The sequence below is a fragment of the Plantibacter flavus genome, from assembly GCF_900177615.1.
Lineage (GTDB): Bacteria > Actinomycetota > Actinomycetes > Actinomycetales > Microbacteriaceae > Plantibacter > Plantibacter flavus.
Genome location: NZ_FXAP01000002.1, coordinates 166679 through 186119, shown reverse-complemented (window position 1 = coordinate 186119; position 19441 = coordinate 166679). Strand labels below are relative to the sequence as shown.

Sequence of the window (19441 nt, the reverse complement as noted above, 5' to 3'; positions counted from 1 at the left end):
GTCGTGCTCAGGCCGGGTCGGCCGCCGGCTTCGCCGCGCCCTCCTGCGCCCGCCACTCCTGCTCCTTCTGGAGGTACTCGTTGTCGGCGTGGTCGGCGAAGTCCGTCTCGTCGGTCATGCGACGCACCTCGATCTTGTTGCCGGGGCCGAGTGGGGCACGGCCGGCCCATTCGATTGCTTCCTCGCGCGTCGCGACCTCGATGGTCCAGAACCCGTTGAAGAGTTCGTGGAGTTCGCCGTAGGGGCCGTCGGTGACGATCGGGGCCTCGGTCGTGAACTCGACGACGGCTCCCTGCGCGGCGTCGGTGAGGCCGTCGCCGCCCACCATCACGCCGGCGTTGATCATCGACTCGTTGTAGGCGCCCATCGCGTTGATGACCGCTTCGAAGTCCATGTCCTCGAGCTTCTCGACGGACCCGCTGTTGCGCATGATGAGCATGTATTTCGACATCGTCTTCTCCTGTCGTCAGGGGCGCTGATCGCCCGCCTCACTCTGACGTCGAACGGCGAACACGGAAATCGACATCGCGGTCAGAATATCCTCGGCGGGTGCCCGATGGGGAGGGTGAACGGCTCGCGGCGGCCAGGTGTCCGGCGGGAGAACAGCGGCGGACGGAAGTTGTGGTTCACAGCCCAGGCAACAACTGTGGGTTGATACTGGGTCCATGGCAACTGAGATCGACCACGAAGAGATCATCCGTCAGCTCACCGAGAAGCTGAGCGACAAGTACTCGGGAGTCGATTCGGCTCGGATCGGCGCGCTCGTGCGCGAAGAGGTCAGCGCCCTCGCCGAGCGTCCCGTCCAGGATTACGTGACCGTCCTCGCCGAGCGTGCGGTCAAGAAGTCGCTGAAGCGCTCCGAGAAGTAACGGTCCCGCCACCGGCCGGACTACGGCCGGTCGGGTCTGCTCGTCAGCGCCTCGATCGAGACCACGATGACGATGCAGATGACGAGCAGGGTGAACACGTTCGGGTTCAGGGTCAGTCCGTAGACGACCACGGCGATCAGGATCAGGACGCCGATGATGACGATCGCGCGCAGCGGTGGTCTCCGCTTCGTCCGGTTCGGGTCTGACATGGTGCCCCCTCGCTGGTGGTCGGTCGAATCTCCAGACTATGAGTGCCCGGCCACCCGCGCGTCCAGGCTCAGTCGGTAGACTCACCCCGGGTACTTTTGTCGAGGAGTCGACAGAAGCGGTTCCGTGCCGTGTGAGACACGCGGGGAAGCGCCCGTCGGTGCCCGCCCGAAGCTACGAAGGAGTACCCATGAGCGCACCGTCCGTGCAGCTGTACACCGTCCGCGACGCCATCGCCGAGGACCTGCAGGGCGCCGTCGCCCGCATCGCCGAGATCGGTTTCACCAAGGTCGAGCCGTACGCGTTCGTCGAGCGCGCGGCCGAGTTCGAGACCGCCTTCGCTGCTGCTGGTGTCACGGCACCGTCCGGTCACGCGCCCGTCATCGACGCCGCCGACCCGGCGGTCGCGTTCGACGCGGCGTCGCGGCTCGGCATCGGGACGGTCATCGACCCGTTCATCCCCACCGATCGCTGGCAGACCGCCGACGACGCGGCGCGTCTCGCCGAGCGCGTCAACGAGCTCGCCGTCCAGGCGGCGGCGTCCGGCCTGAAGTTCGGGTACCACAACCACAACTGGGAGTTCTCGACCCACGTCGACGGGCGCCCGATCTTCGAGCTCTTCGTCGAGCAGCTGTCGCCCGAGGTCGTCCTCGAGATCGACACCTTCTGGTCGACGGTCGGCGGAGCTGACACCCCGGCGTTCCTCCGTTCGCTCGGTGACCGCGTGCAGTTCCTGCACATCAAGGACGGGATCATCTCCGGCGACATCGCCACCGCACTGCCGAGCAGCGAGAGCGCGCTCGTCGTGCCCGACGCGCTCGCCCAGGCGTTCGCGAACCAGCAGCCCGCGGGTCAGGGTCAGGTCGACATCCCGGCGATCCTCGCTGCCGCACCGCATGCGACCCGCGTCGTGGAGTTCGACGGCTACAGCAAGGAGATCTTCGGCGGCGTCGCCGAGTCTTACGCCTGGCTCGCCGAGAACGACAAGTAGGCGCGCACCTCGACAGGGTCGGTGACCGGGGTGGCTCGGTGACCGGGACGCCCGTTCCCTGAGCTGCGCGGCACTGAGCCTGTCGAAGTGTCGAAGGCCTCCCCGTGAACACCTGTTCTGGCCGTGGACGTGTGCTCGGGGCACTTCGACAAGCTCAGTGACCGGGGTTGGCTCGGTGACCGGGGTTGGTTCGGTGAGCGGGAGGCCCGTTCCCTGAGCCTGTCGAAGGGCCCGCGGGGAGTCGTTCTGTGGCTTTGGGCGTGTGCTCGGGGCACTTCGACAAGCTCAGTGACCGGGGTTGGTTCGGTGAGCGGGAGGCCCGTTCCCTGAGCCTGTCGAAGGGATCGCGGGGAGTCGTTCTGTGGCTTTGGGCGTGTGCTCGGGGCACTTCGACAAGCTCAGTGACCGGGGTTGGCTCGGTGACCGGGGTCGGCTCGGTGACCGGGGTCGGCTCGGTGACCGGGGCGCCCGTTCCCTGAGCCTGTCGAAGGGCCCGCGGGGAGTCGTTCTGTGGCCGTGGGCGTGTGCTCGGGGCACTTCGACAAGCTCAGTGACCGGGGCTGGCTCGGTGACCGGGGTCGGCTCAGTGACCGAGGTTGGCTCAGTAACCGAGGTTGGCTCAGTAACCGAGGTTGGTTCGGTGACCGAGGTTGGCTCGGTGACCGGGGCGCCCGTTCCCTGAGTCTGTCGAAGGGCCCGCGGGGAGTCGTTCTGTGGCCGTGGGCGTGTGCTCGGGGCACTTCGACAAGCTCAGTGACCGGGGTTGGCTCGGTGACCGGGGTCGGCTCGGTGACCGGGGCGCCCGTTCCCTGAGCCTGTCGAAGGGCCCGCGGGGAGTCGTGCTGTGGCCGTGGGCGTGTGCTCGGGGCGCTTCGACAAGCTCAGTGACCGAGGTCGGCTCGGTGAGCGGGAGGCCCGTTCCCTGAGCCTGTCGAAGGGCCCGCGGGGAGTCGTGCTGTGGCCGTGGGCGTGTGCTCTGGGCACTTCGACAAGCTCAGTGACCGAGGTTGGCTCAGTGAGCGGGGTTGGCTCGGTGAGCGAGGTTGGCTCGGTGAGCGGATTCCGCGCGGCTCGGGATCGACCATGATCGACGGATGCGCACGCACTCAGAACGGCGGGACCGCGTCCGGTTCCGTACGGTGTCGCTTGCCGTCGGGTGTGGTCCAGTCGAGGACGCCATCGGGTCGATGGTCGAGTGACCACCCGGGCAGATGCTTCAGCCGGTGGTGATGTCGGCAGACGCACGCCAGATTACCGACACTCGTCGTGCCGCCGTCGGCCCAGGCGACGGAATGGTCGAGATCGCAGGCCCGAGCCCGTCTCCCGCAACCCGGTGCGCGACACGTGACGTCGCGGAGGCGGACCGCTCGCTGCAGATCCGCCGGCACGCGGTACTGCTGCCTCCCGACCGAGACGACCGCACTCGTCTCCGGGTGGGTGAGCACCCTCGTCATCGAGGGCGCGTTGACCGCGAGCCGCGCCGCGGTCTCGGGGTCGATCGGGCCGTAGCCGTCGAGGATCGCCGGTGCCTCGCTGACTCCCAGGAGGCTGAGCACGGGCACGGTGAGGTTCACCGTGGGATGGATGTCGTCGAGTACCTCCACCGGCCGGGCGATCGGCGACCGCCGGCCCTGGTGGTCGGTCTGGTCGGCCGTGGTGACGCCGCTGATGCAGAGCGAGCCGAGTGCATCAGCGCGCAGCTGCTGACAGGTGCGGTCGTCGTCCGTCAGGTGGGCTGCACCGACGAGTGCGTCGAGTCGTTCTCCGATCGCGACGGCGACGGGTGCCGTGGTGAACAGGTGCACCCAGGCCATGCCGTCCGCCGCGGGTTCGATCTCCAAGCGTCGGTCGGCCTCCGACCGCGCCGCCCGCACGGTGATGGACTCCGGGTGCAGGCGCTCGCGGAGGGTGCGGGCCTGGTGCTGCAGCCGTGCGACGGTCGACTGTTCCGCGATGGGGAGGACCGTCTCGAGGAACACGGCCTGCCCCTGCACCGGGATGTCTTGGAGCTGATCGGTGATGGTCCGTGCGTGCCGGCTCGAGATGCGGCCGTCCTCCAGCGCGCGGAGGACATCCGGGGCATCGGCGACGAGCCGTTCGGCATCGCCGGTGGCTCGTTGCACGGTCAGCTCGGAGGCACGCGTCGCCATGGCGAGCGTGGCGCACGTGGAACGACGGATGAGCGCCTTCCGCTGAGCGGGCGTCTCGTCGTGCGACACGAGGCTGTCCGCCATGGCGTCGGCCAGGGTTGCTGACCTGGCGAGGAGACGAGCCTCCCGGGCGTCGAGCGCGGCACGCTCGCGCGCGATGGCAGTGAACTCGTCCGACAGTTCCGCGAGACGCGCTTCGAAGACGTCCACCGCGCGCAGCGGGAGCGTGGTGGAGGTCTCGGTCATGACTTCAGTCCACCACGGACCACTGACATTCGAGATGCTCAGTCGCTGCGCATGGACAGGCTCGGCGACCGAGAGGCGTGTGGAGCGGGGTCGCACTTCGACAAGCTCAGTGACCGGGTGTGTGGCTCAGTGACCGGGAACCTGGTCCCTGAGCTTGTCGAAGGGCGCGACTGGTGAGCGGAACCTGGTCCCTGAGCTTGTCGAAGGGCGCGATTGGCGAGCGGGCCCTGGTCCCTGAGCTTGTCGAAGGGTGCGACTGGTGAGCGGGCCCTGGTCCCTGAGTCTGTCGAAGGGCGCCCGAGCTCGGCCCCGCTCAGCCGCCGAGCGGGGTCCGGATCACGCGGAACGCACCCGCCGGGATGTCCACCGCACCCGAGACCACCGGCTCGCCCGTGAGCAACTCGACCGCACCGGTCGTCGTGAGTTGCGCATCCGCGTCGCCGTGGTTGATCGCGATCGTGAACGACGCCTCCTCACCCCAGCGGGTGACGACCTCCAGCCCGAGCGGCGGTACCGGCGGCGCGTCGACGCCTGCCTGCTCCAAAGCTCCGGACAGCAGCTCCGACAGCCCGGCCTCGTCGAGCTTCGTGGAGACGTACCAGGCGGTCCCGGCGCCGAACCGGTTGCGGGTCACCGCGGGCTGACCGGCGGCGGGGCCGGTGACGTAGCTCGACACGGCCTCGGCGCCCTCGAGCACGATGTCGTCGCTCCAGCTCGAACCGGTCCGTCCGTCGTCCAGCTGGACGGTCTCGCCCTCGTGCAAGGGCAGGAACTCGGGGACCGAGAGGCCCAGCACGCGACGGAACGCTCCCGGTGCGCCACCCTCCCAGACGGCGTCGTGCTCGTCGACGACGCCCGAGAAGTACGACACGACGAACGCACCGCCGCCCTCGACGTAGGCGGTGACGTTCTCGGAGGTCTCGCGATCCGCCAGGTAGAGCGACGGGGCGAGGACGAGGCGGTAGCCGCTCAGGTCGTCGTGCGGGTGCACGAAGTCGACGGTGACGCCAGCGCGCCAGAGGGCGGCGTAGTAGGCCTCGACACGCTCGCGATGGTCGAGCTCGACCGACGGGCGCCATTCGAGGTCCTGGGCCCAGAACGACTGCACGTCCCAGAGGATCGCGACCTCACTCCGCACCCGCGAGCCCACCAGTTCGTCCAATTTGCCGAGGTCGTGACCGAGCGCCGTGACCTCACGCCAGATGCGGCTCTCCGTGCCGGCGTGGGGGAGCATCGCCGAGTGGAACTTCTCCGCGCCGTACCGCGAGGCGCGGAACTGGAAGTAGAGGATCGCGTCGGCCCCGCGCGCCAGGTGGCTGGCACTGTTGCGGGCGAGCTCGCCGGCGCGCTTCGCGATGTTGCGCGGCTGCCAGTTCACCGCCGAGGTGGAGTGCTCCATGAGGATCCACGGGTCGCCGCCGGCGAGCGAGCGGGTGAGGTCCGAGTCGAGCGCGAGCAGGATGTGGTTGTCCTCCCGCTCGGCGACGAGGTAGTAGTCGTTCGCGACGATGTCGACCTCGCGGCTCCAAGCCCAGTAGTCGATCGATCGGCAGTTGGTGGCCATGAAGTTCGTCGTCACCGGGGTCTCCGGTGCGTACCGCTTGATGATGTCGCGCTCGGCGACGTAGCACTCGAGCAGGGTGTCCGAGGTGTAGTGGGCGAAGTCGAGTCGCTGCGTCTGGTTGACGACGGAGGCCGAGACGCGCGGTGCGTCGATCTCGTCCCACTCGCCGTAGTCCTGGCCCCAGAATCGGGTGCCCCAGGCGGCGTTGAGCGCTTCGATCGAGCCGTAGCGCCGCTGCAACCACGCCCGGAAGGCGAGCACCGAGCCGTCGGAGTAGTCCTCGCTGATCGGTGCGCCGTACTCGTTGTGCACGTGCCAGAGGACGACGGCCGGGTGCGATGCGTAACGGGCGGCGAGCTGCTCGGTGATCGCGGCTGCAGCGCGACGGTAGGCGGGGGAGCTGGGGCTCGCGATGCCGCGTGAGCCGTGGCCGAGTCGTAGTCCCTCGCGGGTGACCGGGTGGGCCTCGGGGTGGCGCTTCCAGAACCAGGCCGGTGGCACCGTCGTCGGCGTCGCGAGGTCGACCGAGATGCCGGCCTCGTGCAGGAGCCCGATGATGTCGTCGAGGAAGCTGAAGTCGTACTCGCCCTCCCGCGGTTCGAGGACCGCCCAGGAGAAGATCCCGACGCTCACGAGGTCGACGCCGGCCGACTGCATGAGGGCGATGTCCTCGAGCCAGGTCTCCCGCGGCCACTGCTCGGGGTTGTAGTCGCCGCCGTAGCGGAGGCCGGTGGTGCCAGGGATCCAGGTGGCCCGTGCGGTGAGCGGGTTGAGCTCGATGGTCATGCTGCGTCTCCTGTGACTCAGTGGGCCGAGAGCGGATCCATACGATCGCCTGGCTGTGTGCGCTCCCAGTTCTATCACAGACCCGAGAGACATGTTTCGCTCGATTTTCGATGTTGACAACGCGAATCGGTTGTGAATAACTGTAACCGCTCACAGGTACAACGACGTTCTCCATCGAAGCGTCGCTGCCCCGCACCAGAGCGCCCCAGCTTTCGACAAGGAGGACGAATGCGCAGCACGCTTCGCCACATCGGCATCGCCACGGTCGCCACGACGGCCCTACTGCTCTCCGGATGCTCGGCATCCTCGGGCGGCACGGAGTCCGGCCCCGTCAAACTCACCTACTGGGCCTGGGCGCCCAACCTCGAGCAGGTCGTCGAGCTGTGGAACGAGGACCACCCCGACATCCAGGTGGTCGTGCAGAAGCAGGACGGTGGCGACCCCGCCATCACCAAGCTGCTCACGGCGATCAAGGCCGGCAGCGGCGCTCCCGACCTCATCCAGGCCGAGTACCAGAAGATCCCGACGCTCGTCGCGTCCGATGCGCTCGCCGACATCTCGAAGCAGGGCGCCGCCGATCTCAAGGACGACTTCTCCGACGGCGTGTGGAACTCGGTCACGCTCGGTGGCGACGCGGTCTACGCCGTCCCGCAGGACTCCGGCCCGATGATGGCCTACTACCGCACCGACATCCTCGACAGCCTCGGCCTCAGTGTGCCGACGACGTGGGACGAGTACGCCGAGGTCGCCCGCGCCGTGCACCAGGCCGACCCGACGAAGTACCTCGGCACCTTCTCCGCGAACGACGCCGGCTGGTTCGCCGGACTCGCGCAGCAGGCGGGTGCATCGTGGTGGTCGATCGACGGCGACAGCTGGGGGGTCGACATCGACGCCGGCCCGACCGAGCAGGTCGCTTCCTACTGGGGCCAGCTCGTCGAGGAGGGCGCGATCGACAACAAGCCGATGTACACGCCCGAGTGGAACGCCGGCCTGAACGACGGTTCGCAGGTCGGTTGGATCTCCTCCGTCTGGGCGCCCGGCGTCCTCGGCGGGAACGCCCCCGACACGGCCGGCAAGTGGACCGCGGCCGAGCTGCCGCAGTGGGACGCATCCAAGCCCTCCAACGGCAACTGGGGTGGGTCGTCCACCGCGGTGACCACGCAGTCGAAGCACGCCGAGGCCGCCGTCGAGTTCGCCACCTGGTTGAACACCGACCCGAAGGCCGTCGCCGCGCTCGCCGACGTGTCCGGGGTCTACCCGGCTGCGACGAAGGTCGCCGCCGACGCCCTCACCACGTCGCCCGAGTTCTTCAGCCAGCAGAGCGACTTCTACGACATCGCGTCGAAGGCCTCCGAGACCGTCGCGCCGTTCACCTACGGCCCGAACGTCAACGTCGCCTTCAGCGCCTACAACGACGAGTTCGCGAAGGCGGCCGAGGCTAAGACCGCGCAGGCGTTCTCCGACGCCGTCGCCGCGATGCAGTCCATCACCATCGACGACCTGAAGAAGAGCGGCTTCTCGGTCGAGTAGTCCCACGGGGCCGGCTCGCCGAGCCGGCCCCGACCGCGTTCCCGCCCTCGACCCAAGGAATCGGCATGGCTGCACCATCCGCGCTGGACACGATCCGGCCCACCCAGGATCCGCCGACAGGCTCGCGCCCGCCGGCCCGACCGCGCAAGAACCTGAAGAGTCGGGTGCTCATCCCGTACGCGATGCTCGCCCCCGGCATCATCCTGTTCCTCGTGTTCATGGCGGCGCCCATCGTCTACACGCTGTTCCTGAGCTTCCAGAAGAAGCAGGTCTCCGGTCTCGGCCTCGGCTCCGGGGCGCGCACGACCGCCTTCGCCGGCCTCGAGAACTACCTCGGTGCCTTCAACGACCCCGAGTTCGCGGCGAGTGTCGGACGAGTGCTGCTCTACGGCCTCATCCTCATCCCGTGCATGCTCGGACTGGCCCTGCTCTTCGCGCTGCTGCTCGACTCCCGTCGCACCCGGGCGGTCTCGTTCTCGCGCATCTCGATCTTCCTGCCCTACGCGGTGCCCGCGGTGATCAGCTCACTGCTCTGGGGCTTCCTCTACCTCCCGGCCGTGAGCCCTTTCTACGCGATCTTCGACAGCCTCGGCTGGGACGCCCCGGAGATCCTGTCCTCGGGGACCATCATCTTCGGCATCGCGAACATCGCCCTCTGGGGTGGCGTCGGCTTCAACATGATCGTCATCTACACCTCGCTCAAGGCCGTGCCGAGTGAGATCTACGAGGCCGCCCGCATCGACGGCGCGAGCGAGATCCAGATCGCACTGCGGATCAAGATCCCGATCGTCGCCCCCGCACTCGTCATGACGGCTCTGTTCTCGATGGTCGCCACCCTGCAGGTGTTCGCCGAGCCGACGACGTTGCGGCCGCTCACGAACAGTCTCTCCACGAGCTGGTCACCGCTCATGCTCGTCTACCGCGACGCGTTCACCCGCGACGACATCTACTCGGCCGCCGCGACCTCGATCATCATCGCCGTCGCCACCTTCATCGTCTCCTTCCTCTTCCTCCGGGTCGTGCAGAAGCGAGCCTTCGGTCAGGAGGACTGACACCATGACCACGCTTCGACTCGACCGACCCGCCGGTGCGCGACGCCGCGAACGCGCCGGCAGCACGACCATGCGCTCCGACCGGCCCAGCGGTATCTCGACGGGCATCCTCATCCTCGGCGCGATCTACTGCCTCTTCCCCGTCTTCTGGGTGCTCATGGCGTCCACGAAGAGCAGCGGCGAACTGTTCTCCACCTTCACCCTCGTGCCGAGCACCCATCTGTTCGACAACATCGTCGAGCTCACCCAGTACCGCGACGGACTCTTCTGGCGATGGATGGTCAACACGGCGCTCTACGCGGGCATCGGCGCGATCGCCTCCACCTGGGTCTCCGCGATCTCGGGCTACGTGCTCGCCAAGTTCGACTTTCCGGGTAAGCGCACCGTCTTCAGCATCCTGCTGATGGGCGTGCTCGTGCCGGGGGTCATCCTCGCGATCCCGCAGTACTTCCTGCTCGCGAACGTCGGGCTGACGAACACCTTCTGGGGTGTGCTCCTGCCGCAGATCATCAGCCCCTACGGCATCTACCTCGCCCGCATCTACGCGGCCGCAGCGGTGCCGACCGACGTCATCGAGGCGGCCCGGACAGAGGGCGCGGGCGAGTTCCGCATCTTCGGACGCATCGCGATGCCGATGATGCTGCCCGGACTCGTGACGATCTTCCTGTTCCAGTTCGTCGCCATCTGGAACAACTTCATGCTGCCGTACATCATGCTCGGCGACGACTCGCTGTTCCCGATCACCGTCGGCCTCAACGGACTGCTCAACCAGGGTGCCTCCGCGCCCGCGTTGTACACCCTCGTGATCACGGGTGCCCTGCTCGCCATCGTGCCGCTCATCCTGATCTTCCTCATCCTGCAGCGCTTCTGGCGGGTGGACCTCGCGGCCGGTGCCGTGAAGGCATGACCCGCTGTGGCCCGCGCGGCGGCAGCAGGAGCCGCCGCCGTCGCGTGCGAAGCCTCAGCACTAGGCTGACGGGATGACCACCGTCCCGTCCCGTCGGCGCCCGACGATCGACGACGTCGCGGAGGCCGCCGGTGTCTCCCGCGGCACGGTCTCACGGGTGCTGAACGGCGGGCGTTGGGTCAGCCAGGACGCGAAGGCGGCCGTCGACGCGGCCATCCGGAAGACCGGGTACCGCGTCAACCCGCACGCGCGGAGCCTGGCGACGAACCGCACCGGATCGGTCGCGTTCCTCCTCACCGAGGACCACCAGCTGCTCTTCGAGGACCCGAACTTCTCGATGCTGCTGACGGGTGCCGCGCAGGCGCTCGCCGAACGGCAGCTGTCGCTCGTGCTCATCATGGCGGGCAGTGCTGCCGAGCAGGAGCGCGCCCTCGCCTACATCGAGGCGGGTCACGTCGACGGCGTGCTGCTCGTCTCGGCGCACAGCGGGCAGCGGTTGATCAGCGACATCGTGGACTCGAAGGTCCCGGCCATCGCGTGCGGCATCCCGCTCGGGTTCCAGAAGCGCCTCGGGTATGTGGCCGCCGACGACCTCGAGGGCGCCCGGGAGATGGTGGCGCACCTGCGCGGCCTCGGTCGGGAGCGGATCGCGACGATCGCCGGACCCGAGGACACCCCGGGCGGTGTCACCCGGCTCGAGGGCTACCGGCTCGAACTCGGCGAGGCGTTCGACGAGCGGCTCGTCCGGCACGGCGACTACGGCCGCGCGAGCGGTGAGGCGGCGATGCGCGAGCTGCTCGAGGCCGACCCGACGATCGACGCCGTCTTCGTGGCCAACGACCGCATGGCCGCCGGCGCCATCGACGCTCTGCGAACCGCCGGCCGGCGCGTGCCGGAGGACGTCGCCGTCGGCGGCTTCGACGACTCGAGCATCGCGGTCGGCACCGATCCCGCCCTCACGACGATGCGCCAGCCGTTCGAGCGGATCAGCGCCGAGATGGTGCGCCTCCTCCTGCAGGTCATCGAGGGCGAGCGTCCCGCGGCGATCACGCTCCCGACGGAACTCGTGGTCCGCGACTCGGCGTAGGGCGGGCTTGTCCGGGACCTCCCCATTCCGGTCCCTGAGCCTGTCGAAGGGCGTGCGCAACCCCACGACGATCGGCGGTCGCTCGGTCAGGATGGAACCATGAGTGACCAGTCCGACACCACCACCCAGCCCGATCCCGACACCGTACCCGGCATCCCGGACGCGGAGTCGCTGGAACCGACGAAGCGCACCATCGCCATCCTCGGCGCCAACGGCGACCTGGCCAAGCGGCTCCTGATCCCCGGCCTCGGCGAGGTCGTCGACGCCGCCCGCGACATCTCGCTGCAGATCATCGGTGCCGCCCGCACGCCGCAGCCGAACGAGGAGTGGCGTGCGACCGTCCGCGCCAGCCTCGAGGGCGCCGGCATCGGCGCCCGGACCGTGGACGCGCTGGTGTCGACGACGGAGTTCATCCCGACCGACGCCTCCGACCCCGACGAACTGCGTGCACTGCTCGACGCCTGCACCGGCTCGCCGATCCTCTACATCGCGCTCCCACCGTCCGCCGGGCGCAAGGTCGCCGAGGCGCTCGCGCAGATCGACCTGCCGGACGACCTCCTCATCGCCATCGAGAAGCCCTTCGGCGACGACCTCGCCGACGCCCAGGCGCTCAACGCGGCGCTCGCCGACGTCGTGCCGGAGGAGCGTCTGTGGCGCATCGACCACTTCCTCGGCAACGCGACCGTCCTCGGGATGCTCGGCCTCCGCTTCGGCAACCGACTCCTCGAGGCGGGCTGGAACGCGGAACAGATCGAGAAGGTGGAGATCCTCTACGACGAGGAGCTGGGGCTCGAGGGGCGTGCAGCGTTCTACGACCAGACCGGCGCGCTCCGCGACATGCTGCAGAGCCACTTGCTCATGGTCCTCGCCCTCACCGCGATGGAGCGGCCGGACGCGGTGACGCCGACCGACGTCCACGACCGCATGGCCGAGGTCCTCGGCTCGGTGCGCCTGTGGAAGGACGATCCGTCGACCGCCCGTCGCGCCCGCTACACCGAGGGCCGGGTCGGCGACCGGCTCTTCCCCTCCTACGTGGACGAGCCCGACGTCGACGCCTCCCGCGAGACGGAGACGCTCGCACAGCTCCTGCTCCAGGTCGACACCCCGCGCTGGCAGGGGGTGCCGTTCGTCCTGCGCTCCGGCAAGGGCATCGGCGACCCGCGCCGCGAGGTCGCCGTGCACTTCCGCCGCTCGGCGGCGCCGACCGGACTGGACGCTCCCGACGGACACGCCGACACCGTCCTCCGGATGTCACTCAAGGGCGGCGCGGTGCACCTCGACCTCATCGTGACCGGTGCCGACGACGTCGACGGCCTGCGCCGGGTCGAGCTCGAAGCGGACCCCGGAGCCGCGACCCTGAGCGCCTACGCGCAGGTGCTCGCCGGGCTCCTCCAGGAGAACACGCTGCTGTCGGTGCGCGGCGACATCGCCGAGCAGTGCTGGCGCATCGTCACCCCGGTCGTCACCGCGTGGGCCGCTGGCGAGACGCCCCTCGAGGAGTACGAGGCGGGGAGCGCTGGTCCGACGGACTGGTGACCGGGTCCTGACGCACTGCTGACCGCCTGACACGAGACGACCCGCGCCGAATGATCGGCGCGGGTCGTTTCGTACCGTGGGCGGTTACGCCGACGGCTTCAGGACGACCTTGATGCAGCCGTCCCGGTGCCGTCAGGTCACGCCGAGAAATGCAGCTACGCCGACGGCTTCAGGACGACCTTGATGCAGCCGTCCTCCTTCTTCTGGAACGTCTCGTACATCGCCGGAGCTTCGGCGAGCGGCACCCGGTGGGTCGCGAGGTCGAGCACGCCGAGCGGGTCGGTGCTGTCCTCGACGAGGGGGAGCAGCGTCGGGATCCAGCGGGCGACGTTGCACTGACCCATCCGGAGTGACACCTGCTTGTCGAACATCGACTTCATCGGCATGATGTCCGCCTCACCGGCGTAGACGCCGCTCAGGGACACGACGCCGCCACGGCGGACGAGCTCGAGTGCGGTGTGCAGGGCGGCGAGCCGGTCGATGCCGGCGTGCTCCATGGCCGGTCGCGCGATCGCGTCGGGCAGCACGCCGACGGCCGTCTGCGCCGCAGCCGCGATCGGTGAGCCGTGGGCCTCCATGCCGACGGCGTCGACGACCCCGTCCGGGCCGCGCCCGCCGGTGGCGTCGCGGAGCTCAGCGACCACGTCGTCGGAGAGGTCGAGTGCACGGATGCCGTGGCGCTCGGCGAGGGCGCGGCGCTCCGGCACCGGGTCCACGGCGAAGACCTCGAGACCGCGGTGCTTGGCGATGCGAGCCGCGAGCTGGCCGACCGGGCCCAGGCCGAGCACGGTGATCGAGCCGCCGTCCGGCACCTCGGCGTACTCGACGCCCTGCCAGGCGGTCGGGAGGATGTCGCTCAGGTAGAGGTAGGACTCGTCGGGCAGGTCGCGACCGACGACGATGCAGTTCGCGTCGGCGAGCCGCACCTGCAGGAACTCGGCCTGTCCGCCCGGGACCTGACCGTAGAGTTTCGTGTAGCCGTACAGGGAGGCGCCGCTGCCGTGCTCCTTCACCTGTGTCGTCTCGCACTGCGACTGCAGCCCGTTGCGACACATGAAGCACTCGCCGCACGCGATGGTGAACGGGATGACGACCCGGTCGCCGACCGCGACGCGGGTGACCTCGGAGCCGACGGCTTCGACGACGCCCATCGTCTCGTGGCCGAGCACGTCGCCGCGGTCGAGGAACGGGCCGAACAGTTCGTAGAGGTGGAGGTCGGAGCCGCAGATGGCTGCCGAGGTGACACGGATGATCGCATCGGTGGGGGCGGTGATCGCGGGGTCCGGGACGGTCTCGACCGACACCGACCGGCGACCCTGGTACGTGAGTGCGCGCATGGATGCTCCTTCGTCGTTGTCCTTCCACCCTGCGCCTCCCGGGCGTCGAACGGTCGGGGGTGGACCTTCCGGCGGAGGGCTGGTACGCGCTCAGTGTGCCGCGTCGGTGGCCACGCGCTGGAGGCTGGTGAGCACCGACCGGACCGCGGACCGTGCCATCGCCTCCGGTCTCGCCAGGACGTCGACGTGTCGGACGAGGACCGCGCCGGCGACCGGTCGGAGGACCATGCCGTCGACGGCCAACGGGGCCGCCGTGGTGCGCGGCATGACGGCGATCGCAGCCCCCGTGCGGACGACCTGGGCGGCGACCGAGAACTCGTTGATGCGGTGGTCGATCCGCGGTGCCCGGCCGCTCAATGCGCCCAGATGATGGAGGACGCCGGCGAGCGGGAAGCCCTCGTGCGTGGAGATCCAGCGTTCGTCGCGCAGATCCTCCGGTCGCAGCTCCGACCGCGCCGCGAGCGGATGCGCCTCGTGCATCGCGATGTCGAGGGGTTCGACGAGCAGCGGCGTCACGACGAGGCGGTCGAGCGGCCAGGCCGGCTCGTGCGGGAGCCGGTGGGCGATGACGAGGTCGTAGTCCGCCGTGAGACCGGCGAACCGGTCCTGCGCGACGTCGGCGTCGGCGAGGATGAGCCGCGGAACCGGACCGGTCGCATCGACTCCGGGGATCGGGCCGCTCGCGAGCAGCGGTCCGAAGAACGCCAGCCCCGCGCTGTGGAACGCGGAGACGCTCACGGGGCGCTGCTCGTGTTGGAGGAAGGAGTCCACGGCGTCCCTGGCCTCGGCGAGAGCCTCCTCGACGCGCGCGGCGGCGACCGCGAGGGCTTCGCCGGCCTCCGTGAGGACGAGGCGACGCCCGTGCTTCTCGGTGAGCGGCACCGGCATGGTGGCCTGCAGTGCGGCGAGCTGCTGCGACACGGCTGAGGCACTGACATGCATGGCTGCAGCGACCGCGGCGACGCTGCCACGGTCACCGAGTTCGCGGAGGAGGCGGAGGCGCGCGGGTTCCATAAGCGTTTCCTTCATCGTCGATCCAGACACTGGCTGTTGTTCTATCGTGTCCGTCTCCTGGAGAGTAGCGGCATGGCCCGCCGCGCACCCTCCGAACTCATCGTCGACGTGCTGCTCGTCGGGGTCGCAGCGGTGTGGGGCGCCAGCTTCCTCGCGGCGAAGGACCTCGCGGCCGTCACCGGTGTGCCGGCCGCGGTCGCCCTGCGCTTCCTGGTGGCGGTGATCGCCATCGGGCTCATCTGCCTCGTGCGACGGGAGCGGCTCCCGCGCGGACGGGGCCTGCTGATCGCGGCGGCGCTCGGCTGCTCGCAGGCCGCGATCATCGGCCTCGAGACGTGGGGCGTGCACCTGACCTCGGCGACGAACGCCGGTTTGCTCATCAGCCTCGCGCTCGTCATGACACCGGTGCTCGACGGTGTTGCATCGCGGTCCTGGCTCCCGCGGTCCTACTTCGTCGCCGCGGTCGCAGCCGTGGTCGGTGTCGCGCTGCTCGTGTCGGACGGCGGTCTCCGCGCCCCCACGGCGGGCGACGCGCTCGTGATCGCCGCCGCAGTCGTCCGCGCGGTGCACGTGACGTCGAGTGCGCACCTGACGAGAGGTCGCAGCGACAGCACGCTCGGCGTGGTGTTCGTCCAGATGCTCGTGTGCGCCGGGGCGTTCAGCCTCATCGCCGGTGACGGGCTCGCGGCAGCTGTCACGCTGCTCGATCTGCGTGGCTGGTTGGACGTGCTGTTCCTCGGTCTGCTGTGTTCCGTGTTCGCGTTCGTCGTCCAGCTGTGGGCGGTGCGGCGGACCTCGGCCTCGCGCGCCAGCATCCTCATGGGGACGGAACCCGTCTGGGCGCTCCTCGTCGGCGTGCTCATCGCGGGGGAGGTGATCGGACCGCTGGGTGCGCTCGGTGCGGCGCTGATCATCGTGGCGAGCTATGTCGGCCAGGCGATCGAACGCCGCCACCGCGCGCGGACGACCGGGAACGCGCCGACCGTGCAGCAGGAGCCGGCGCCCGTCTGACGCCTCGCCGCTGGAACCCGGTCACCGTGTGGCTGCGGCGCCCTCTTCGATCCGGCACACGCGGACGTCGATCTCGTGGATCGCCGTCCCCTCCATCGACGTCGCGAGCACTCCGCGGATCGCATCGCCGACGAGACGGAGGGTCGCCGGGACCGGAGCCCCATCGGTCACGCCGATCGTCGCGCCGATCGTCAGCGCGCCGTCGGCTCCACGACCGACGGCCACCTTCGTCGGCTCCTCGTCGTCACGACCGACCGCATCGGCGACGGACCTCAGGACCGCACGGATCGGCGACCCGGACGCGTAGACCGTCGTGACCCCCGGTGTCGCGGCGACGACGGCGGTGAGCTGCTGCGAGAGTGCGGCATCGGTGTCCATCAGGAGTCCTCCGGCCGGGCGACGCGCTGCGTGTGGATGTCGATGATCGTGACGTCGACGGCGACCACGTTGAGCTCGGTGTGCGTGGCCAGTTCCGCGACGACGCGATCCCGGATGAGCTGCGACAGCCGTTCGAGGTTGTTGCCGAACGCGGCCGAGGCGGTGATCGCCACCGTGACGGGCGCGTCCAGGGTCGTCACATCGCCGTCGAGGCGGACCCGACCGACGATGACCCCGCCGACGCTGTCGCCCACCCCGCGGATCAGGGTGCGGACGGAGCCCTCCGTGATGCGCAGGTGCACCTCGGGGTCCGGATGCCTGAGCGGGATGTCCCGACCGGCGTGCGCCTCGAGCGAGATGTTCTGGAGGACCGCGTGCATCCAGGAGCGGTCCTGCTCGGAGTGCGTCGCCGCCTCCGACTTGAGCAGCGCCCAAGTCTGGGTGCGCAGCCGGAGCAGGGCGTCGAGCGCGAGTTGGCAGCCTGGGGAGGCTTCGATGTCGGGGTCGAGGGGCTCGCGGCCGCTGTCGAGGTAGTCGGAGAGCTCGTCGATGGTGTGCCCGTCGAGGTCGGCACCGGCCAGGCCGTCGAGCATGGACTCGTGGTCGTCGTCGCTCATCGCCACACCTCCATCTCCCGCAGCACGGTCTGTCTGGCTCGCGCGAGTTGGCCGCGCACCGTCGACGCCGGGACTCCGAGCGACTCGGCGATCTCGACGTAGGACAGCCCGCCCGTCTCCTTGAGCATCCAGCACTCGCGCTGCATGGCGGGCAGTCGGTCGAGGACCGATGCGAGTGCGCTCATCTGCATGCGCACCTCGACGACCCGTTCCGGGGACTGATGGGACGGGGCGGGGGCATTCCAATCCTCGATCTCGCTGTGTTCGCGGCGGCGTCTGATGCGGTCGATCGCCCGGTTCGAGACCATGCGCATCAGCCAGGACTTCACCGCGTTCGGGTCGTTCAGTCGGTCCAGCTGGCCCCACGCCTGGATGAGGACGTCCTGCACGACGTCCTCCGCCTCCGACTGGTTGCCCAGCACGCGGACGGCGTAGGCGCGCATGAGGGAACCGTGCCGGAAGACGAGGACCTCGAAGGCGGTGGCGTCTCCGTCGGCTGCACGCTCGGCGAGGATGCCGTCCGGGAGGACCTCGAGCGAGCGCTTCACGGTGTGGTTAGAGGACGGCGAACGCGGTGAAGGCGACGGCGGTCGCGGACACGATCGCGGACGCGGCGACCGCGGCGACGTACGGAAACTGGAGCGTCTTCGCCGGGCCGTTCTCCACCGCCTCCTTGGCGCGGAGCAGGGAGACGAAGACCCCGAGGTCCTTACCGGTGCTCGAGGCGGCGACGAAGCGGCCGTCCCGGAACTCGACCATGCCGGCGTACTCGCCGTCGACCGAGGCGACCCAGAGGGTCGCGTCCGGCTCAGCCCAGGCGACCGTGGTCGTCGTGCCTCGCTCCAACACCGTGCTCATGACTGCTCCTTGCTCAACGTTCGTGTTGTTAGAGAATCTAGTTATTCATGCGTCTGCATGTACCCCACTTGACATCGGGATCCGGACTCCGCTAGACAACCTCGTTACGAGAACGACTACTGTTGGATTTCATGACCGCCCAAGCCGTTGACGCCCAGCACTACTGGTACGAACAGGACGAGCATGAGCGAGGCCGCCGCATGCTCGAGGCCATGCGTCTCTACCGTGCCGCTGAGGCAGCCATGCGTCGTCGGACGCGCGACGAGATGCACATGGGGGAGAACGACCTCCTCGCGCTGCGGTTCATGCTGCGCGCCAAGCAGGAGCACCGCCTGGTCAGCCCCACGGATCTCGGTGCCTACCTCGGCATCAAGACCTCATCGGTCACGGTCATGCTCGACCGCCTGGAGGCGGCGGGTCACGTCGTCCGTCGGCCGAGCGAGACCGACCGTCGCCGCGTCACCGTCTCGACCACCGACTTCGCCGACTCGGAGGTCCGCAAGACGCTCAGTCACATGCACCACCGCATGATGGGGGCGACCACCGGGATCGAACCGGAGGTCGCTGCGGGCATCGTCGACTTCCTCGACCGCATGCGCGAGGCTGTCGACTCGATCGACCGCACCGAGCCCGAGGGGCAGCCGCAGCACTGAGCCGTGGCTCGAGGTGGAACAGCGAGGCGGGCCGCACGGTCTGATCCGTGTGACCCGCCTCCGAATGTCTTCGACGATTTCGACCGCGCGCTGCGGGCCCTCCAGGCACCGCTCGAGCCGACTCTCAGAAGTCCCCGACCTTCGATGATCCGATGGTAATCGAGCACGTGTCGGACGGCCGATGCTTGAACGGTCGGATCGCTTGTGCTACTCGGGATCGTGCCGGTTGCCGTGCCTCAGTTGTCGGCGGCCAGCTCCGGGTGGTCGGTCTCCGGCATGAGCTCGAGCCCCGCCGGCGTGTAGGTGCGGTCGAGCATGGCCTGCAACCAGGCGCGGTTGAGCGCGACCGGGCGGGAGCCGGTGAACCGGAAGACGATGGGGACACCGGTCTCGATCCAGATCGCGTAGCGGCCCGAGCCGTGCGCGGGGTCGATCGTCCACGAGAGGAGGAACGCCTCACCCTTGCGGAGTTTGGAGACGACGACCATCTGCACATGGGCGAGGGTCCGGTCCTCGAGTTCGAGTGCTTCGTTCCCGTACCGCAGCGTTCCCATGTTCCCCAGCCCCCTGTCGTCGTGTGAGCGGTGGATCACCGCGCTGACGATTCTGGCAGTTCCCGTCCGTGAGCTGCGAACCCGAGGGGTGGGA

The 19441-nt window shown here is 69.2% G+C and carries 20 protein-coding genes; 9 read left to right on the top strand and 11 right to left on the bottom strand.

Annotated elements, in window-relative coordinates; all coding sequences use genetic code 11:
• Positions 1 to 7: 7 nt before the first annotated feature.
• Positions 8 to 451 carry a YciI family protein gene (locus B9Y95_RS07295; RefSeq protein WP_085511258.1) on the bottom strand — a complete coding sequence of 148 codons (444 nt, stop codon included), beginning with the start codon at positions 449 to 451 and terminating at the stop codon, positions 8 to 10.
• A gap of 214 nt (positions 452 to 665) precedes the next feature.
• Between B9Y95_RS07295 and B9Y95_RS07290 the strand changes: the two genes are divergently transcribed.
• On the top strand, positions 666 to 869 hold the full coding sequence (locus B9Y95_RS07290; RefSeq protein WP_085511257.1) for a three-helix bundle dimerization domain-containing protein: 204 nt from the start codon (positions 666 to 668) through the stop codon (positions 867 to 869).
• Between the two features lie 20 nt (positions 870 to 889).
• Here the strand turns inward: B9Y95_RS07290 and B9Y95_RS07285 are convergent, their stop codons facing one another.
• On the bottom strand, positions 890 to 1078 hold the full coding sequence (locus B9Y95_RS07285; RefSeq protein ID WP_085511256.1) for a hypothetical protein: 189 nt from the start codon (positions 1076 to 1078) through the stop codon (positions 890 to 892).
• Between the two features lie 188 nt (positions 1079 to 1266).
• Between B9Y95_RS07285 and B9Y95_RS07280 the strand changes: the two genes are divergently transcribed.
• Positions 1267 to 2067, top strand: a complete 801-nt coding sequence (locus B9Y95_RS07280) for a sugar phosphate isomerase/epimerase family protein (RefSeq protein ID WP_079704551.1) — start codon at positions 1267 to 1269, stop codon at positions 2065 to 2067.
• A gap of 1106 nt (positions 2068 to 3173) precedes the next feature.
• Here the strand turns inward: B9Y95_RS07280 and B9Y95_RS07270 are convergent.
• A complete protein-coding gene (locus tag B9Y95_RS07270; RefSeq protein ID WP_085511255.1) occupies positions 3174 to 4463 on the bottom strand; it encodes an HNH endonuclease signature motif containing protein in 1290 nt (429 codons plus the stop codon).
• 313 nt (positions 4464 to 4776) lie between these two features.
• Positions 4777 to 6813, bottom strand: a complete 2037-nt coding sequence (locus B9Y95_RS07265; RefSeq protein ID WP_085511254.1) for a beta-galactosidase — start codon at positions 6811 to 6813, stop codon at positions 4777 to 4779.
• Between the two features lie 228 nt (positions 6814 to 7041).
• Here B9Y95_RS07265 and B9Y95_RS07260 point away from each other — a divergent pair, with 228 nt between their 5' ends.
• The 5 genes from B9Y95_RS07260 to B9Y95_RS07240 all read left to right on the top strand — a co-directional run bounded on the left by B9Y95_RS07260 (position 7042) and on the right by B9Y95_RS07240 (position 12925).
• Entirely contained in the window at positions 7042 to 8343 is a 1302-nt protein-coding gene (locus B9Y95_RS07260; RefSeq protein WP_085511253.1) for an ABC transporter substrate-binding protein, read from the top strand.
• Positions 8344 to 8408: 65 nt separating this feature from the next.
• Positions 8409 to 9395: a carbohydrate ABC transporter permease gene (locus tag B9Y95_RS07255; RefSeq protein ID WP_085511252.1), complete on the top strand. Its 987-nt coding sequence runs from the start codon at positions 8409 to 8411 to the stop codon at positions 9393 to 9395.
• A gap of 4 nt (positions 9396 to 9399) precedes the next feature.
• Positions 9400 to 10302 carry a carbohydrate ABC transporter permease gene (locus tag B9Y95_RS07250; protein WP_079000706.1) on the top strand — a complete coding sequence of 301 codons (903 nt, stop codon included), beginning with the start codon at positions 9400 to 9402 and terminating at the stop codon, positions 10300 to 10302.
• 73 nt (positions 10303 to 10375) lie between these two features.
• Positions 10376 to 11389, top strand: a complete 1014-nt coding sequence (locus tag B9Y95_RS07245; protein ID WP_085511251.1) for a LacI family DNA-binding transcriptional regulator — start codon at positions 10376 to 10378, stop codon at positions 11387 to 11389.
• Positions 11390 to 11488: 99 nt separating this feature from the next.
• The gene (locus B9Y95_RS07240) at positions 11489 to 12925 is read left to right on the top strand and encodes a glucose-6-phosphate dehydrogenase (RefSeq protein WP_085511250.1); all 1437 of its coding nucleotides are present in this window, start codon (positions 11489 to 11491) and stop codon (positions 12923 to 12925) included.
• A 155-nt stretch (positions 12926 to 13080) separates the two neighbouring features.
• Here the strand turns inward: B9Y95_RS07240 and B9Y95_RS07235 are convergent, their stop codons facing one another.
• Positions 13081 to 14262: an alcohol dehydrogenase catalytic domain-containing protein gene (locus B9Y95_RS07235; protein WP_085511249.1), complete on the bottom strand. Its 1182-nt coding sequence runs from the start codon at positions 14260 to 14262 to the stop codon at positions 13081 to 13083.
• Positions 14263 to 14352: 90 nt separating this feature from the next.
• Positions 14353 to 15276 (bottom strand): LysR family transcriptional regulator, encoded by a 924-nt coding sequence (locus B9Y95_RS07230; protein WP_085511248.1) that lies wholly within the window; start codon positions 15274 to 15276, stop codon positions 14353 to 14355.
• A 72-nt stretch (positions 15277 to 15348) separates the two neighbouring features.
• On the opposite strand from B9Y95_RS07230, the gene B9Y95_RS07225 reads away from it, so the two are divergent.
• Positions 15349 to 16287, top strand: a complete 939-nt coding sequence (locus B9Y95_RS07225; RefSeq protein WP_085511247.1) for a DMT family transporter — start codon at positions 15349 to 15351, stop codon at positions 16285 to 16287.
• 21 nt (positions 16288 to 16308) lie between these two features.
• On the opposite strand, the gene B9Y95_RS07220 is transcribed toward B9Y95_RS07225, so the two are convergent.
• The 4 genes from B9Y95_RS07220 to B9Y95_RS07205 are packed head-to-tail and all read right to left on the bottom strand — an operon-like array spanning position 16309 to position 18140.
• Positions 16309 to 16665, bottom strand: a complete 357-nt coding sequence (locus B9Y95_RS07220; RefSeq protein ID WP_085511246.1) for a hypothetical protein — start codon at positions 16663 to 16665, stop codon at positions 16309 to 16311.
• Entirely contained in the window at positions 16665 to 17282 is a 618-nt protein-coding gene (locus tag B9Y95_RS07215) for an Asp23/Gls24 family envelope stress response protein (RefSeq protein ID WP_143736361.1), read from the bottom strand. Before B9Y95_RS07215 ends, B9Y95_RS07220 begins: the two co-directional genes overlap by 1 nt.
• The gene (locus B9Y95_RS07210; protein WP_085511244.1) at positions 17279 to 17830 is read right to left on the bottom strand and encodes an RNA polymerase sigma factor; all 552 of its coding nucleotides are present in this window, start codon (positions 17828 to 17830) and stop codon (positions 17279 to 17281) included. The genes B9Y95_RS07215 and B9Y95_RS07210 overlap by 4 nt, the downstream gene beginning before the upstream one ends.
• Positions 17831 to 17837: 7 nt before the next feature.
• Positions 17838 to 18140: a hypothetical protein gene (locus B9Y95_RS07205; RefSeq protein ID WP_085511243.1), complete on the bottom strand. Its 303-nt coding sequence runs from the start codon at positions 18138 to 18140 to the stop codon at positions 17838 to 17840.
• A 131-nt stretch (positions 18141 to 18271) separates the two neighbouring features.
• On the opposite strand from B9Y95_RS07205, the gene B9Y95_RS07200 reads away from it, so the two are divergent.
• Positions 18272 to 18793 carry a MarR family winged helix-turn-helix transcriptional regulator gene (locus B9Y95_RS07200; RefSeq protein WP_085511242.1) on the top strand — a complete coding sequence of 174 codons (522 nt, stop codon included), beginning with the start codon at positions 18272 to 18274 and terminating at the stop codon, positions 18791 to 18793.
• Between the two features lie 236 nt (positions 18794 to 19029).
• Here B9Y95_RS07200 and B9Y95_RS07195 read toward each other — a convergent pair whose 3' ends face one another.
• Positions 19030 to 19347 (bottom strand): DUF7882 family protein, encoded by a 318-nt coding sequence (locus B9Y95_RS07195; RefSeq protein WP_085511241.1) that lies wholly within the window; start codon positions 19345 to 19347, stop codon positions 19030 to 19032.
• Between the last annotated feature and the right edge of the window lie 94 nt (positions 19348 to 19441).

Excerpts from the sequence above, each read along its gene's own strand:
- B9Y95_RS07295 (WP_085511258.1), bottom strand. The coding sequence starts at position 451 with ATGTCGAAATACATGCTCATCATGCGCAACAGCGGGTCCGTCGAGAAG.
- B9Y95_RS07290 (WP_085511257.1), top strand. The coding sequence starts at position 666 with ATGGCAACTGAGATCGACCACGAAGAGATCATCCGTCAGCTCACCGAG.
- B9Y95_RS07285 (WP_085511256.1), bottom strand. The coding sequence starts at position 1,078 with ATGTCAGACCCGAACCGGACGAAGCGGAGACCACCGCTGCGCGCGATC.
- B9Y95_RS07280 (WP_079704551.1), top strand. The coding sequence starts at position 1,267 with ATGAGCGCACCGTCCGTGCAGCTGTACACCGTCCGCGACGCCATCGCC.
- B9Y95_RS07270 (WP_085511255.1), bottom strand. The coding sequence starts at position 4,463 with ATGACCGAGACCTCCACCACGCTCCCGCTGCGCGCGGTGGACGTCTTC.
- B9Y95_RS07265 (WP_085511254.1), bottom strand. The coding sequence starts at position 6,813 with ATGACCATCGAGCTCAACCCGCTCACCGCACGGGCCACCTGGATCCCT.
- B9Y95_RS07260 (WP_085511253.1), top strand. The coding sequence starts at position 7,042 with ATGCGCAGCACGCTTCGCCACATCGGCATCGCCACGGTCGCCACGACG.
- B9Y95_RS07255 (WP_085511252.1), top strand. The coding sequence starts at position 8,409 with ATGGCTGCACCATCCGCGCTGGACACGATCCGGCCCACCCAGGATCCG.
- B9Y95_RS07250 (WP_079000706.1), top strand. The coding sequence starts at position 9,400 with ATGACCACGCTTCGACTCGACCGACCCGCCGGTGCGCGACGCCGCGAA.
- B9Y95_RS07245 (WP_085511251.1), top strand. The coding sequence starts at position 10,376 with ATGACCACCGTCCCGTCCCGTCGGCGCCCGACGATCGACGACGTCGCG.
- B9Y95_RS07240 (WP_085511250.1), top strand. The coding sequence starts at position 11,489 with ATGAGTGACCAGTCCGACACCACCACCCAGCCCGATCCCGACACCGTA.
- B9Y95_RS07235 (WP_085511249.1), bottom strand. The coding sequence starts at position 14,262 with ATGCGCGCACTCACGTACCAGGGTCGCCGGTCGGTGTCGGTCGAGACC.
- B9Y95_RS07230 (WP_085511248.1), bottom strand. The coding sequence starts at position 15,276 with ATGGAACCCGCGCGCCTCCGCCTCCTCCGCGAACTCGGTGACCGTGGC.
- B9Y95_RS07225 (WP_085511247.1), top strand. The coding sequence starts at position 15,349 with ATGGCCCGCCGCGCACCCTCCGAACTCATCGTCGACGTGCTGCTCGTC.
- B9Y95_RS07220 (WP_085511246.1), bottom strand. The coding sequence starts at position 16,665 with ATGGACACCGATGCCGCACTCTCGCAGCAGCTCACCGCCGTCGTCGCC.
- B9Y95_RS07215 (WP_143736361.1), bottom strand. The coding sequence starts at position 17,282 with ATGAGCGACGACGACCACGAGTCCATGCTCGACGGCCTGGCCGGTGCC.
- B9Y95_RS07205 (WP_085511243.1), bottom strand. The coding sequence starts at position 18,140 with ATGAGCACGGTGTTGGAGCGAGGCACGACGACCACGGTCGCCTGGGCT.
- B9Y95_RS07200 (WP_085511242.1), top strand. The coding sequence starts at position 18,272 with ATGACCGCCCAAGCCGTTGACGCCCAGCACTACTGGTACGAACAGGAC.
- B9Y95_RS07195 (WP_085511241.1), bottom strand. The coding sequence starts at position 19,347 with ATGGGAACGCTGCGGTACGGGAACGAAGCACTCGAACTCGAGGACCGG.